Source organism: Buchnera aphidicola (Mindarus abietinus) (genome assembly GCF_964059085.1).
GTDB classification, from domain to species: domain Bacteria; phylum Pseudomonadota; class Gammaproteobacteria; order Enterobacterales; family Enterobacteriaceae; genus Buchnera_A; species Buchnera_A aphidicola_C.
Genome location: NZ_OZ060398.1, coordinates 365,528 through 381,383, shown reverse-complemented (window position 1 = coordinate 381,383; position 15,856 = coordinate 365,528). Strand labels below are relative to the sequence as shown.

Genomic DNA, 15,856 nt, shown 5'->3' with positions numbered 1-15,856 from the left:
TTAATATTAAATTAAAATATTTATTTTCAATTTTTTTAAGAATTTTTCTATTAATAAATCAAAAAATAATATTTGGATATTTTAATATATGGAAACTCAAGATAGTTTAAATCTTTTTCATCCGTTAGATGAATCAGAAAGAAAAATTTTAGATACTTTAACTAAAAATTTATCTGAAGAAAAAAAAATGTGGCTTTCTGGTTATTTTTGGGGAAAATCAAAATTTTCTAAAAACAAAAGTTCGTATCTAAACTTAGATTTAAATAATACTGAAAGAGAAAAAGCATATCGGATTACTATTTTATGTGCTTCTCAAACAGGTAATGCTAGAATTGCTTCTAAAGTTGTTAAAGAAGTTTTTGATTCTTATCAATTACCTTCAATATTAATTAATGTCTGTGATTACAAGATAAAAAATATAAGTAAAGAAAAAATACTGATATTAATTATTTCCACCCATGGTGAGGGAGAACCTCCAGAAGAGGCGATATTCTTACATAAATTTTTATTTTCAAAAAAATCTATTCAGATGAAATCCGTAAATTATTCGGTTTTCGGATTAGGGGATAGTTCTTACGATCATTTTTGTAAAGCTGGAAAAGATTTTGATAATCGAATTTTAAAATTAGGAGGAAAAAAGTTATTAGATCGAGTTGATGCAGATATTGAGTACAAGCAATTAATAAAAGAATGGAGTGAAAAACTATCAGTTATTATTAAGAAAAATTTTTTTTCACAGTTTAAAAATAATAAAGAAAAACAAAATTATCAAAAATATAATAATAAAAAAAACATAAAAATTTTTAATAAAGAAAATCCATTTTTAGCAACTATTTTATCAAATAAAAGAATTACAGGAAGAAATTCCAATAAGATAGTTAATCATATTGAAATAGATTTACAAGATTCAAAAATAACTTATAAACCTGGAGATGTCTTAGGAATTTGGTATAAAAATGATGCTGAATCAATTAAAAATTTATTGAAAAAATTAAAGATACATTCGATCGAAAAAGTTTTATTTAAAAGTAAAAAAGAAACTATTTTTAATTTGCTTCGTAAAAAATTTGAAATTACTGTTAATACAAAAAAAATTGTAGAATCATATAATTATTTTGCAAAATCGAATTTATTACAGAATATTATTTCAGATAGTTTAAAAATAAGAAAATATGTTCAAAATATTTCTTTGTTAGAAATGATTTATCAAAATCCTACTAAAATAACAGCTGATCAATTAATTTCTTTTTTAAGGCCATTAACACCCAGATTATATTCTATATCTTCTTCTCAAAAGGAAACAGATGATGAAGTTCACATTACGGTTGGATTGTTAAAATATCAAATTGAGAATCGAATATATACAGGAGGAGCATCTAATTATTTAATTAACGAATTAAAAGAAGAACAAAAAGTTTCAATTTTTATTCAAGAAAATAAAAATTTTCGTTTACCTAATAATAAAGATTCTTCTATTATTATGATATCAGCAGGGACTGGAATTGCTCCGTTTAGAGCATTTATGCAAGAAAGAGAAAATACTAAATCTAAAGGAAAAAATTGGTTATTTTTTGGAAATCAATATTTTACAGAAGATTTTTTATATCAAACAGAATGGCAGCAATATTTTAAAAATAAATTATTAACTAAAGTTAGTTTAGCTTGGTCTAGAGATCAAAAAGAAAAAATATATGTACAGCATAAAATACTTGAAAATGGTTTATTAATTTGGAAATGGATTGAATCAGGGGCATATATATATGTTTGTGGAGATGCTCTTAATATGGCTAAGGAAGTCGAGGAAGCATTGTTATTAGTTTTTGAAAAATATGGAAATATGAATAAAAAATCATCAGAAAAATTTTTATTTAATTTACGAAAAAAAAGTCGATATCAACGAGATGTATACTAATGAAGAATACAAAAGATAAAGTTAATTTAGTAAAAGATTCATTTAGTGAAGCAGAAATAATAAAATATAATAGTAATTATTTACGTGGAACTATTAAAAAAGATCTTGAAAACACTTTGACAAATGGTTTTACCGGAGATAATTATTCATTAATTCGATTTCATGGAATGTATCAGCAAGATGATAGGGATTTGCGAAAAGAAAGAATAGAGCAAAAATTAGAACCTCGACATGCTATGATGTTACGTTGCAGGATACCTGGAGGAATAGTTAAACCAAATCAATGGTTAGAAATAGATCGATTTTCTAATAAAAATACTTTATATAAAACTATAAGGCTAACAAATCGTCAAACATTTCAATTTCATGGAATTTTTAAAAAAAATTTAAAAAAAGTGCATCAAATGTTAGAAAAAATAGGATTAGATTCATTTGCAACCGCCAATGATGTTAATAGAAACGTTATATGTTCTTCTGATCTAATGGCTTCTAAATTACATAAATCTACTTATGAATGGGCAAGAAAAATTTCTGAATATTTTTTACCTAAAACAAATGCTTATGCTGAAATTTGGTTAGATAAAAAAAAGATAGTATTAAATGAAAAAGAACCTATTTTAGGAAAAACTTACCTTCCTAGAAAATTTAAGATAGCTATTGCCATTCCACCAAATAATGATGTTGATGTACATGCTAATGATATAGCACTTATAGCTATTTCAAAAGAAGAAAAATTAATTGGTTTTAACGTACTTGTTGGAGGTGGATTATCTATCGAGCATAATAATACTCTTACTTGGCCATCTTTAGCTACAGAATTCGGATTTATTGATTTACCTAATATATTAAAAGTTCTTGAAGCTATAGTCACAGTTCAACGAGATTGGGGTAATCGATATGATCGAAAAAATGCTAAAACTCGTTATACATTAAAAAAATTTGGAAAGACTAAATTTATAAATGAAGTAGAGTTAAGATCTGAAACTAAATTTCAAACCATTTATCCTTATGTATTTAATAATAGAGGCGATAAATTTGGATGGAGTAAAGGAATTAATGGAAAATGGAGTTTTACTTTATACATTGAAAATGGACGTTTAATTGAAGACTATAGAAAGATTAAATCTGGTTTGTATAAAATTGCTCTTATACATGATGGAGATTTTCGAATTACTGCTAATCAAAATATAATTATATATAATATATCGATAGATAAAAAAGAAGATATAGAAAAAATTATTTCCAGACATATGGTGATAGATAATGTTACGGAGTTACAAAAAACTTCAATGGCTTGTGTTTCTTTCCCTACTTGTCCTTTAGCTATGGCAGAAGCAGAACGTATTTTAACACCTTTTGTTAAAGAAATAGATAAAATTATGGAAAAATATAATTTGATGGACGAAAGCATTATTTTAAGAATTACAGGATGTCCAAACGGTTGTGCTAGATCTTTATTATCAGAAATAGGTTTAATAGGAAAATCATTAAATAAATATAATTTATACATGGGAGGTAATAAAACAGGTACTAGAATTCCTAGGTTATATGGAGAAAATTATAGTCTTTCTAAAATAATAGAAATTATTAGACCAATGATTAAAAGATGGTCTTTAGAAAAATTTTCTAAAGAATGTTTTGGGGATTTTATAGTTCGTGTTAAAATAATTGAGTCCGTTTCAAATTTCCCAAATAATTTTTGGAAAAAATAAAAGGAAAATTTCTAATTATGTCAATTATAGATTTTTCAGAAATTCAATATTGGAAATTAGATCAAAGATCTGAATTTTTGGAAAAGAATAATTTGTTTATTAATAAGCTATCTACCGAAAAAAGAATTACATGGGCATTGAATAATTTGTCTCATGAATTTGTAGTTTCATCCAGTTTTGGTCTACAATCAGTAGTTTTACTACATCTTATTATTAAACAGAAGTCAGATATTCCTATTATTGTAATAGATACAGGATATCTTTTTATTGAAACTTATAATTTTATCGATTTATTAACAAAAAAATTTAATTTAAATATAAAAGTATATAGTTCTAAAGTTTCTGCAGCTTGGCAAGAAGCCCGTTATGGAAAACTATGGGAGAAAGGAATAAAAGGAATTGAAAAATACAATTATATTAATAAAATAAAACCTATGAAATATGCTTTAAAAGATCTTTCAGCAAGAACATGGATAGCAGGGTTGCGAAGAGATCAAGCAAATAGTAGAATTAATTTAAATTATTTAGAAATAAAGAAAAAATTTTTTAAATTTTTTCCAATTTTAGATTGGTCTGATAAAAAAGTTTTTAATTATATTAAAAATAATAACTTACCGCTTCATCCTTTATTAAAGAAAGGATACATCTCTGTTGGAGATACACATACAACAAGTAAATATGTTAAAGGAATGTCAAAAGAAAAAACTAGGTTTTTTGGTTTAAAAAGAGAATGCGGTTTGCATTATATAAAATAATTTAATTATTTTGAAAATTTATTTTTTTTAAAATATAAAACATTTAGTTTTATTAATTAATAAAAAATGAAATATTTACTTGTATTTTTTTGAGGAACATGTGAACTACTTCCCTTGTTTTATTAATTTAAAAAATAAAAAAGTATTATTCATAGGAGCAGGGAAAATTGCTGTTAGAAAAATTTTTTTTTTACTTAATATGACTTCGAATATAATGGTTGTATCTAGAAATATTTCTTCTGATTTAATCGAAGTATATAAAAAAAAAAAATTAATTGGATAGATACGGAATTTTTTTTAAATCAGCTAAATAAAGTGTTTTTAATTATTGTTGCAACAAATGACAGTATATTAAATTCTTTAATTTATCAAGAAGCAAAACGAAAAAGGATACTAATTAATGTTATCGATGATCGTTCAAAATGTTCTTTTATTTTTCCTTCTATAGTAGATCGATTTCCTATAACTGTAGCAGTTTCTTCTGGTGGAACCGCACCAGTTTTAACTAGAATGATTAAGGAACGAATAGAATCTATTCTTCCAATGAACTTGGGAAATTCTGCTTTGTTAGCAGAAAGGTGGAGAAGTCATGTTAAATTAAAATTTAAAAAAAATACTCATCGTCGTTACTTTTGGGAGAAAGTTTTTAATGGAATATTTGTTAGTCATGTTTTAAATGGAAATTTAAAAAAAGCTATTAAAACATTGAATACTGAAATAAAACAAAAAAAATCTTTCAAAGGGGAAATTTTTTTGGTAGGAGCAGGTCCAGGAGATAGCGGTTTATTAACTTTAAGAGGTTTGCAAGTTATACAACAAGCTGATGTAATTTTATATGATAGTTTAGTTAGTTCGGATATTTTATCATTAGTTCGTAAAGATGCTAAGAAAATTTATGTAGGGAAAAAAGCTAATAAATTATGTGTTAGTCAAAAAAATATTAATTCAATGTTAATTAATATGGCTCGAAACGGAAACAAAGTTGTTCGGTTAAAAGGAGGGGATTCTTTTATTTTTGGTAGGGGTGGGGAAGAATTAGAAATAGCTAAAAAATTTGGAATCAATTTTCAAGTTGTACCTGGTATTACAGCAGCAACTGGTGTTTCTGCATATGCAGGAATTCCATTAACACATCGAAATTATTCAAGTGGAATAATATTTATTACTGGATCTAACAAAGAAAAAGAAAAAAATAGTCAAGATTGGTCTTTTATATCAAAATGTAAAAATTATACTTTAGTTATTTATATGGCTAGATTACAGTCTACTTATATTTTTGATAAATTAAAATTTAATAACTATCCTTTAGATATGCCTATGGCTTTAATTGAAAAAGGAACTACATCAGAACAGAATACTATTATTGATACTTTTAAAAATCTTAAAAAGTTATCGTGTTTAATGAAACGACCAACATTATTAATTCTTGGAAAAGTAGTTTCTTTATCAAAAGAATTGTCTTGGTTTAAAAAAAATAGTAATTAAATTGATAGATTTTAAACTTATTTAATTTTGGGGAAAAAATGAAAAAAAATCTATTTTCTTATTTATCTCAATTAGAAGCTGAAAGCATCTTTATTATTCGAGAAGCATTTTCGGAGTTTGAAAATCCTGTAATGTTGTATTCGATAGGTAAAGACTCTTCTGTTATGTTACATTTAGCAAAAAAAGCTTTTTATCCAGGAAAAATTCCTTTTCCATTATTGCATGTAGATACTGGATGGAAATTTAAAGAAATGTATCAATTTAGAGATCAAGTCATCAAAGAAACAAATGTAGATTTGATTACTTATACTAATTTAGAAGGAGTTAAATTAAAAATTAATCCTTTTATTCATGGAAGTGATAAATTTACTAATATTATGAAAACAGAAGCATTAAAAAAAGCTATAAAGAAGTATAATATAGATGCTGCTTTTGGGGGTGCTAGAAGAGATGAAGAAAGATCCAGATCGAAAGAAAGAGTTTATTCCTTTAGAGATAAATTACATCAGTGGGATCCAAAAAAACAAAGACCTGAATTATGGAACATTTATAACGGACAAATCAACATATTAGAAAGTATGAGAATATTTCCTTTATCTAATTGGACAGAACTAGACGTTTGGGAATATATTTTCCTAGAAGATATAAAAGTTGTTCCATTATATTTTTCCCAAAAAAGACCTATTTTAAATAGAAATGGAAAGTTACTTATGGTTGAAGATGATCGAATAAAGATTCAATCTAATGAAAAAATAGAATTTAAAAATGTTAGATTTAGGACATTAGGATGTTGGCCTTTTACATCTGCTATTAAATCTAATGCAAAAAATGTTTTTGATATCATTAAAGAAATGATAGTAGTTAAAACTAGCGAAAGAACTGGAAGATTAATAGATCACGATCGTTCAAGTTCTATGGAATTAAAAAAACGACAAGGTTATTTTTAGTTAGGTAATAAAATGAAAAAAGAAATAAGTATTGACAGTCTTTCTACACAGCAGAAATGGTTTTTTAATAATAAGAATAAGGATGTTTTCCGATTTTTGACATGCGGTAGCGTAGATGATGGTAAAAGTACTTTAATTGGTCGATTATTATATGATACTAATCAGATTTATGATGATCAATTAGAACTTTTATTTAAAGATAGCAAAAAACATGGAACTCAAGGAAATAATTTGGATTTTGCATTATTAGTTGACGGATTACAATCTGAAAGAGAACAAGGAATTACGATTGATGTAGCTTATAGATATTTTTCTACAAAGAAAAGAAAATTTATTATGGCTGATACACCTGGGCATGAAGAATATACATGTAATATGGCAACAGGTGCTTCTAAATGCGATCTATCAATTATTCTTGTAGATGCTCAAATAGGTCTTTCAGAACAAACTTATAGACATGTTTTTATTAGTTTTATTTTTGGAATAAAATATTTAATTATTTCAATAAATAAAATGGATTTAGTAAATTATAAAAAAAATGTTTTTGATGAAATAAAAAAAGATTTTTTATTTTTTTTAGAAAAATTTTCGATAAAGTTAACTGTATTTTTTGTTCCAATATCAGCATTATTAGGAGTAAATATAGTTGACAACAAAGCTTTAATTAAATGGTACGAAGGACCTTCTTTATTAAATTTATTAGAAACAACAAAAATAATTAAGACAGATAATAAAGAAAAAAACTTAAGATTTCCTATTCAGTATGTGAATAGAGCTAACACAAATTTTAGAGGATATTCTGGTACAATAGTTTCAGGTTCAATGTCGGTAGGACAAAAAATAAAAGTTGTACCTTCTGAAATTTTTGCTACTATTAAAAAGATAATAACATATGATGAAAATTTGATTAAAGCAAGCGCCGGTCAATGTGTTACTATTTTGTTAGAAGAAAAAATTGATATTAGTAGAGGAGATTTATTAGTAGATTCAAGTTTAGCAACAAAGCCCAACCAAAATATTTTTGTTAAGATTATATCCATGTCCAAAGAACCAATTGTTCCTGGAAATATATATAATGTGAAGACTGCTACAAAAAAGACAAGAGCATTCATAAAAAATATTATTTATAAAATAGATATAAAATCATTAAAAAAAAATAAATCTGATAAATTAATGTTAAATGAAATAGGATTAATAGAAGTTATGTTAGATGAACCTATTTTTTTTGATAATTTTAAAAAAAATAAAGTTATGGGTAGTATGATTTTTATAGATTTATTTCATAATAATACTGTTGCAGGTGGAATGTTTAAAGAATTTCAAAAAGAAAAAAAATCTTTAAAAGATATTTCAAGTAATAGTTTTGAACTCGAATTTCGTTCATTAATATCTAAACATTTTCCACATTGGGGAATAAAAAATATTTCTTAGTTATTTTATAAAAATTATAAAAATATATGAATCAAAAAAATATTATTTTTCATAAACATATTATCAATAGAGAAAAAAGAGAATTTTCTAATAAACATAAGTCAATAGTTTTATGGTTTACAGGATTATCAGGATCTGGAAAATCTACAATTGCTGGAAATTTAGAAAATATTTTATACAAAAAAGGAGTTAGAACATATTTGTTAGATGGTGATAATATACGACTTGGTTTATGCAGCGATCTTTCTTTTACTTCTATAGATAGAACAGAAAATGTTCGTAGAGTTGCAGAAGTATCTAAATTAATGATTGATGCAGGAATAGTGGTGCTTTGTGCCCTTATTACTCCTTATAGAAAGGATCGAATTTTAATTCGAAATATTATTGGAAAAAAAAATTATGTAGAAGTTTTTGTTGATACTTCTTTAAAAATTTGTAAATCTAGAGATCCTAAAGGATTATATAAAAAAAATATTTTAAAAAAAATTGATAATTTTACAGGATTTGATTCAATATATGAATCTCCAACATGTCCAGATATCTATATTAATGGAGAAGATTCTTTAAAATTTATATTAAAAAAAATATTTAAAATTATTAAAAATAAAATTTTTTTAAAGAAATAAAAAAATAATTTTTTTAATATGTAGAATGTTTAATTTTTTAAAAAAATATTAATTAAACATTTCTTTTATATAAAAAATATATAGAATACAAAAATAATTAATTGAACGTTATTTTTAATACTTTTTTTAAAAAAAATTAATTTTTAGTTCAATTAAAAAAAATAAAAAAAATTATTAGTAAATAGAGTATTTATTTTTAAAAAAAATTTTAGAATTTAATTAAATTATTTTTTAATTCGTATATTTTTTAGATTTTATTTTTAATAAAAAATATTTTTTATATAAAAAATATTTATTTTAATTAATAAAATTTTAAAATATAAAAATTAAATTTTTTAAATAAAAAAAATTAATTTAATTAGAAATAATTTTAAATTTATTAAAATATACTTTTTTAAAATATAAATTTTTTAAGAGAAGAAAAATAATGAGTATTATTTTATTTAAAGACTATACGTTCGAAGCAGCCCATAAGTTGCCAAATGTTGCAAAAGAGCATAAATGCTATAAGTTGCACGGGCATTCTTTTTTAATTCGCATAAGTATAAAAGGTGAAATTAACAATGATACAGGTTTTATATTAGATTTTAAACAAATAGATGATGTATTTAAACCTATTCAAGTTAAACTAAATCATTCTTATCTTAATGTCATTAAAGGTTTAGAAAATCCTACAATAGAAATTTTATCAAGATGGATATGGAAAAAATTAAAACCTAAATTGAATGAGCTGTATTCTATTAAAATTAATGAAACATTTACATCTGGATGTATTTATAAAGAATAAAAAAAATGATTAAGAAATAACTAAGTATTTTTGTATTTGTATAGACAGTCTCCAATTATTTATTAAACATAATTTAATGCATAATTCAGTGGCTTTTTTATCTTGATCAATAGGTTGTAAAAAAATCAACTTAGATTTTATTTTTTTTTTCATACTTTTAAAAAGTATTTTTAATTTTAAAATATCAGTGTTATTTAGTACTGCGTATTTAATTTCATTAGCACGAATAATAGCACTTTTAACTATTTTTTTAGATATATTTATTTTAGGAGATACGGTTACCCAAGTTTTTTTAGAGCAATATATAGTATATGTTCCGCTGGTTTCAATTTGACATGAATAACCTTTTTTTTCTAGTTTCTTTGTAAGATATATAAGATTGAAAACACAAGGTTCTCCTCCAGTTATAACTATATGTTTTGATTTCCAATTATTTTTTTTAATAAAATATATTATTTCGAAAATATTCAGAAAAGCCCATTTTTTTGAAGATTTTTTTTTATTAATTATTTCTTTAGTATCAACTTGATTTTGATTTAATAATTTCCATGTATGTTTAGTATCACACCAACTACAATGAATGGGACAACCTTGTATTCGAATAAAAATAGAAGGTTGTCCTGTATAAAACCCTTCCCCTTGTATTGTTTCGTATATTTCATTAATAGGATATTTCATTTTTTTTAATTCTTTTATTTTTAAACTAATAAAAATTGATATTTTTTATAAGTTAATTGATGGATTTTTTTTAAAAACTGCTATTTATTATTGCTAAATAAACAGCAGTTTTTTTTAACTTAATATTCATAATTTTTTATAAAATATTATTTTTTATTTCTTCTTCAATTCTAATAAGACGATTATATTTACAAGTTCTTTCGGAACGACACATAGAACCTGTTTTAATTTGTCCCGATGATGTACCTACACATAAATCAGCAATTGTAGTATCTTCTGTTTCTCCTGAACGATGAGAAATAATTACTTTATAATTTGATTTTTTAGCTAATTGTATTGTTTTCAATGTTTCAGATAATGTTCCAATTTGATTTAGTTTAATCAAAATAGCGTTTGCAACTTTTTTTTCAATTCCTTTTTTTAGAATTTTTTTGTTAGTTACAAATAAATCATCTCCTACTAGTTGTATTTTTTGTCCTAGTTGTTCGGTTTGATATTTAAACCCTAACCAATCATTTTCATCTTGCCCATCTTCAATAGAGAGAATAGGATATATTTCGGTTAATTTTTTTAAATAATTTGTAAATTCATAAGAATTAAATTCTTTTTTTTCTTTCTTAAAACAATATTTTTGAGAGGTTTTATTATAAAATTCGGAAGCGGCACAATCAATTGCTATAGTTATATCCTTTCCAATTTTATATCCTGCTGCACTTACTGCATGTTGAATAATATTTAAGGCTTCTTCATTAGAATTTAAATTTGGAGCATATCCTCCTTCATCTCCTACAGAAGTATTAAGTGATTTTAATTTTAATATTCCTCCCAAATAATGAAAAATTTCAGCGCCTATTTGAATAGCATGTTTAATATTTTTAGCTTTTATTGGTTGTATCATAAATTCTTGTATATCAATATTATTATTAGCGTGCTTTCCTCCATTAATTATATTTATCATAGGAATAGGCATGGAAAATTGATTAGGAGTATTATTTAGTTCGGAAATATATTTGTATAAAGGAATTTTTTTTTGTAAAGCTACTGCTTTAGCCGTTGCTAAAGAAATAGCTAGAATTGTATTAGCGCCTAAATTAGATTTATTATCAGTACCATCTAATTTAATCATAAAATCATCAATCGCTTCCTGTTCTCTAGCATCTTTTTTATAAATTTTTTCAGAAATTATTGTATTTCCTATTAATACTGCCTTCTTTACACCTTTTCCTAAAAAATATTTTTTATCATTATCTCGTAATTCTACAGCTTCCTTTGAACCTGTTGATGCACCTGAAGGAACGGAAGCAATTCCAATTGATCCTCCTTCTAAATGTATTTCTGATTCGATAGTTGGAAATCCTCTAGAATCTAGTATTTCTCGGCAGATAGTTTTATTTATTTTATACATTTTGTTCCTTTTTTAAAAAAGTTAACATTTAAAAATTTTTTATGAAAAATTTTTTTTATATATTTTAGCAGCTTTTATAAAACCTTCAAATAAAGGGTGTCCTTTTCTTGGGCTAGAATTAAATTCAGGATGGAATTGACAACCTATAAACCATGGATGGTTAAATAATTCAATTATTTCAACTAAATTTTTATATTTTGATCTTCCAGAAACAATTAATCCTAGTTTTTCGGTTTTATTTAAAAGTGAATTATTTACTTCATATCTATGTCGATGTCTTTCTGATATTTTTTTACTTTTATACATTTTATAAGTTAAACTATTTTTTTTTATAATACATACATGAGCACCTAATCTCATAGTTCCACCTAAATTATTTTTTTTGTAATTCTTTTTTCTTTTTTTATCCCATTTTTTAATTAGAGCTATAATAGGATATTTACAATTAGGTTGAAACTCTGTTGAATTAGCAGATTTAATTCCTACTACATTTCTTGTATACTCAATAATAGCTAATTGCATTCCTAAACAAATGCCTAAATAAGGAATTTTATTTTCTCTTGCATAACGAATAGAAAGTATCATTCCTTCTATTCCTCGGTTTCCAAATCCACCTGGAATTAAAATTCCATCTAATTCTTTTAAAATTTTATTATATTTATAATGAATAATTTTTTTAGAATTAATTAATTTAATGATAATTTTAGTTTTATTTTTTAGACCTCCATGTTTAATAGCTTCTATAACAGATTTATAAGCATCTGGTAATTCAGTATATTTTCCAATAATTCCAATTTTGATAATTTCAGAGGATTGATTTTCTTCAGAAATAACTTTATCCCAAGAAGATAAATCAGCTATTGGTACTTTAAGGTTAAAATATTTACAAATATAATCGTCTAATCCTTGAAGTTGTAGTAATTTTGGTATTTTATAAATAGAATCTAAATCTATTAAAGAAATAACAGCTTTTTTTTTAACATTGCAAAATAAAGCTATTTTTTTTCTTTCATTTTCTGATATTTTTTTTTCTGAGCGACAGATTAATATATCTGGTTGAATGCCAATAGATAGTAATTCTTTAACAGAATGTTGAGTAGGTTTGGTTTTTATTTCTTTAGTTGTAGAGATGTAAGGAAGTAATGTCAAATGTATATATAAAACATTTTTTTTATTTACATCTATAGCTATTTGTCTAATCGCTTCTAAAAAAGGCAGTGATTCTATATCTCCTACAGTTCCTCCTATTTCTACAATAGTAATATCATTTTTTCGTGATAATTTGATAATTCTATTTTTTATAACATCTGTGATATGCGGAATAATTTGAATAGTTGCACCAAGATAATCGCCTCTCCTTTCTTTTTTTAATACTTCGGAATAAACACTACCTGTTGTAAAATTATTTAGACTAGTCATTTTGTTTTTTATAAAACGTTCATAATGACCTAAATCTAAATCTGTTTCAGCTCCATCATTTGTAACAAATACCTCTCCATGTTGAACAGGACTAATTGTTCCAGGATCAACATTAATATAAGGATCTAATTTAATAATAGTTGTTTTAAGTTTTCTTTCTTCTAAAATTGATCCAAGTGAACCTGCTGTAATTCCTTTTCCTAAAGAGGAAACAACTCCACCTGTTATAAATATATAATACTTATTCATTTTTTGCCAGGAGTATAAAATAAAGTATAAATGGAATAGTTTAGACAGGAACAATATGATATCGTAGAAAACAAATAATAGCAATTCTTTAACTATTTTGTTAAGAAATAGAAATTGATATTAAAAAATTTAATTTTTTTAAAAAACTATTTTTTCCACTTTTTTTTTAAAGAAACAATTCTATTAAAAATTAATTTTTTACTATTTATCTTATTTTCATTAAGAAAAAAATATCCTTCTCTTTCAAATTGATAAGTATTAAAATTTTTGTTTTTTAAAATATTTTTGTTAATAAATCCATTTTTAATAATTAATGATTTATTATTTATATAATTTAAAAAATCTTTTTTTAGTTCAGGAAATTTAACATTAAATATACGATCATATAAAAAAAATTTTGCTGGAAAAATATCTTCTTTAGAAATCCAATGAATAATTCCATTAAATTTTTCTACTTTTTCTTTATTTTGTAATTTATTTTTTTTGTAAATACAAATTACAGTATCAATTTTTTTATTTTTATCTTTTTTAATTTCTATTGCTTTGATAACAAAACTATATCTTAATTTTACTGTTTTCCCAAGGACCAATCGTTTGTATCCAGGAATAGAGTTTTCGGAAAAATCTGATTGGTCTATATATATTTCTTTACTTAAAGTAATTCTATTTATCCCCATTGAGCTTTCTTTAGGATGATAAGGAATAAAAATATTTTCTTTATAATCTTCTGACATATTAGATATGATTAATTTTAAAGGATTAATAATCGCCATTGTTCTAGGAGTATTTTTATTTAAATCATTTCTAATACAATTTTCTAATAAATCTAATTCTATATAATGTTCTTTTTTAGTAAAACCTATTCTTCTACAAAAATCTTGAATAGAATTTGGAGTAAAACCTCGTTTCTTTAATCCTGAAATAGTAGGCATTCTAGGATCATCCCAACCAGAAACAATTTTTTTTTGAACTAGTACCGATAATTTTCTTTTAGAAAGAATAGAATACTCTAAATTCAATCTTGAATATTCATATTGCATAGGTTTATTTATAGATTCTATATTTTCTAAAATCCAGTTATATAGTTTTCTATTTTCTTGAAATTCAAGAGTACATAAAGAATGAGTAACTCCTTCCAGAGCATCAGAAATACAATGTGAAAAATCATATAAAGGGTAAATACACCATTTTTTTTTCGTTTGGTGATGTTTAACAAACATTATTCGATATAAAACAGGATCTCTCATTATAATAAAAGGAGATTTCATATCAATTTTTGCTCTCAAACAAGCTGATCCTTCTGAAAAATGCCCGGATTTCATTTTTTCGAAAAGAATTAAATTTTCTTCAATAGTTTGATTTCGAAAAGGACTATTTTTTCCAGGTTGTTGTAATGTTCCTCTATATTTTTTTATGTCATCTTTACTTAATTGATCAACATAGGCTAAATTTTTTTTAATTAATATTAAAGCATATTGGTATATTTTTTCAAATTTTTGAGAAGTAAAATATATTTTTTTCCATTTAAAACCTAGCCATTTAATATTGGATTTGATAATATCAATATATTGAGAATTTTCTTTTTTAGGATTTGTATCATCAAATCGTAAATTACATATTCCATTATATTTTTTAGCAATTCCAAAGTTTAAGTGCATAGATTTAGCATGACCTATATGTAAAAATCCGTTAGGTTCAGGAGGAAATCTAGTTTGTATATTATTGCATTTTTTATTTTTTAAATCTTGTAACACAATTTTTTGAATGAAATTTAAACGAGGTTTTTTTTTAAGAGGATTTTTTTTCATTTTTATTTTTTATTTTTTAAATTACGATTAGCAGTATCTGAAATTTGTAATATTTTTTTATAGGTTTATTTTAATAAAATTTCATGATATATTATATCACATAATGTATATATTTTTATATATATGATAAAAATTATTAATTTCTTTAATCATTTTTAATGAAAAAATTTATAAACTTTTTTTGTTAAAAAAATTCTTATTTTATTTGTAGAATAGGCTATGTAGCTCAGATTGGTTAGAGCACAGCACTCATAACGCTGGGGTCATGGGTTCAAGTCCCATCGTAGCCACCATATTAATATTAAAATAATATAATTTTTTGCGGAAGTGGCGAAATAGGTAGACGCACCAGATTTAGGATCTGGCACTGAAAAGTTTGCGAGTTCAAGTCTCGCCTTCCGTATAAAGATAATAAGTATAAGAAAAAATTTAAAAATGGGGTATAGCCAAGTGGAAAGGCACCGGTTTTTGATACCGGCATTCCCTGGTTCGAATCCAGGTACCCCAGAAAAAACAATCTAATTTGAATTTTTGTTTCATTTCTTTAAAATCAAATGGGGTATAGCCAAGTGGAAAGGCACCGGTTTTTGATACCGGCATTCCCTGGTTCGAATCCAGGTACCCCAGAAAAAATAATAAAAG

At 24.3% G+C, this 15,856-nt stretch carries 13 protein-coding genes and 4 tRNA genes; 13 read left to right on the top strand and 4 right to left on the bottom strand.

Annotated elements, in window-relative coordinates; all coding sequences use genetic code 11:
* Window positions 1–88: 88 nt before the first annotated feature.
* The 9 genes from AB4W62_RS01775 (at window position 89) to queD (ending at window position 9,655) form a co-directional block, all read left to right on the top strand.
* Window positions 89–1,912: an assimilatory sulfite reductase (NADPH) flavoprotein subunit gene (locus AB4W62_RS01775; protein ID WP_367679780.1), complete on the top strand. Its 1,824-nt coding sequence runs from the start codon at window positions 89–91 to the stop codon at window positions 1,910–1,912.
* Complete coding sequence (gene cysI, locus AB4W62_RS01770; RefSeq protein ID WP_367679779.1) at window positions 1,912–3,624, top strand: assimilatory sulfite reductase (NADPH) hemoprotein subunit; 1,713 nt, start codon at window positions 1,912–1,914, stop codon at window positions 3,622–3,624. The genes AB4W62_RS01775 and cysI overlap by 1 nt, the downstream gene beginning before the upstream one ends.
* Before the next feature lie 17 nt (window positions 3,625–3,641).
* Window positions 3,642–4,379 carry a phosphoadenylyl-sulfate reductase gene (locus tag AB4W62_RS01765; RefSeq protein WP_367679778.1) on the top strand — a complete coding sequence of 246 codons (738 nt, stop codon included), beginning with the start codon at window positions 3,642–3,644 and terminating at the stop codon, window positions 4,377–4,379.
* Between the two features lie 100 nt (window positions 4,380–4,479).
* Complete coding sequence (locus tag AB4W62_RS01760; protein ID WP_367679777.1) at window positions 4,480–4,662, top strand: NAD(P)-dependent oxidoreductase; 183 nt, start codon at window positions 4,480–4,482, stop codon at window positions 4,660–4,662.
* Between the two features lie 32 nt (window positions 4,663–4,694).
* On the top strand, window positions 4,695–5,864 hold the full coding sequence (gene cysG, locus AB4W62_RS01755) for a siroheme synthase CysG (RefSeq protein WP_367679776.1): 1,170 nt from the start codon (window positions 4,695–4,697) through the stop codon (window positions 5,862–5,864).
* 38 nt (window positions 5,865–5,902) lie between these two features.
* Window positions 5,903–6,811, top strand: coding sequence for a sulfate adenylyltransferase subunit CysD (cysD, locus tag AB4W62_RS01750; protein ID WP_367679775.1), 909 nt, complete (start codon window positions 5,903–5,905; stop codon window positions 6,809–6,811).
* A 12-nt stretch (window positions 6,812–6,823) separates the two neighbouring features.
* Window positions 6,824–8,242 carry a sulfate adenylyltransferase subunit CysN gene (gene cysN, locus AB4W62_RS01745; RefSeq protein WP_367679774.1) on the top strand — a complete coding sequence of 473 codons (1,419 nt, stop codon included), beginning with the start codon at window positions 6,824–6,826 and terminating at the stop codon, window positions 8,240–8,242.
* Window positions 8,243–8,268: 26 nt separating this feature from the next.
* Window positions 8,269–8,868: an adenylyl-sulfate kinase gene (gene cysC, locus AB4W62_RS01740; RefSeq protein WP_367679773.1), complete on the top strand. Its 600-nt coding sequence runs from the start codon at window positions 8,269–8,271 to the stop codon at window positions 8,866–8,868.
* Window positions 8,869–9,295: 427 nt separating this feature from the next.
* The gene (gene queD / locus AB4W62_RS01735) at window positions 9,296–9,655 is read left to right on the top strand and encodes a 6-carboxytetrahydropterin synthase QueD (RefSeq protein ID WP_367679772.1); all 360 of its coding nucleotides are present in this window, start codon (window positions 9,296–9,298) and stop codon (window positions 9,653–9,655) included.
* Window positions 9,656–9,664: 9 nt separating this feature from the next.
* Here queD and queE read toward each other — a convergent pair whose 3' ends face one another.
* The 4 genes from queE to glnS form a co-directional block, all read right to left on the bottom strand.
* The gene (gene queE / locus AB4W62_RS01730; RefSeq protein ID WP_367679771.1) at window positions 9,665–10,333 is read right to left on the bottom strand and encodes a 7-carboxy-7-deazaguanine synthase QueE; all 669 of its coding nucleotides are present in this window, start codon (window positions 10,331–10,333) and stop codon (window positions 9,665–9,667) included.
* A gap of 136 nt (window positions 10,334–10,469) precedes the next feature.
* Window positions 10,470–11,738, bottom strand: a complete 1,269-nt coding sequence (gene eno / locus AB4W62_RS01725) for a phosphopyruvate hydratase (RefSeq protein WP_367679770.1) — start codon at window positions 11,736–11,738, stop codon at window positions 10,470–10,472.
* A gap of 39 nt (window positions 11,739–11,777) precedes the next feature.
* A complete protein-coding gene (locus AB4W62_RS01720) occupies window positions 11,778–13,406 on the bottom strand; it encodes a CTP synthase (RefSeq protein ID WP_367679769.1) in 1,629 nt (542 codons plus the stop codon).
* Between the two features lie 146 nt (window positions 13,407–13,552).
* Window positions 13,553–15,214 carry a glutamine--tRNA ligase gene (gene glnS, locus AB4W62_RS01715; RefSeq protein WP_367679768.1) on the bottom strand — a complete coding sequence of 554 codons (1,662 nt, stop codon included), beginning with the start codon at window positions 15,212–15,214 and terminating at the stop codon, window positions 13,553–13,555.
* A gap of 215 nt (window positions 15,215–15,429) precedes the next feature.
* Between glnS and AB4W62_RS01710 the strand changes: the two genes are divergently transcribed.
* From AB4W62_RS01710 to AB4W62_RS01695, 4 genes are all read left to right on the top strand, one after another.
* A tRNA-Met gene (locus AB4W62_RS01710) sits at window positions 15,430–15,507 on the top strand.
* Window positions 15,508–15,535: 28 nt separating this feature from the next.
* Window positions 15,536–15,617 (top strand) — tRNA-Leu (locus AB4W62_RS01705).
* Between the two features lie 33 nt (window positions 15,618–15,650).
* Window positions 15,651–15,722, top strand: a tRNA-Gln gene (locus tag AB4W62_RS01700).
* Window positions 15,723–15,769: 47 nt separating this feature from the next.
* Window positions 15,770–15,841: transfer RNA gene (locus tag AB4W62_RS01695), tRNA-Gln, on the top strand.
* Window positions 15,842–15,856: the final 15 nt, after the last annotated feature.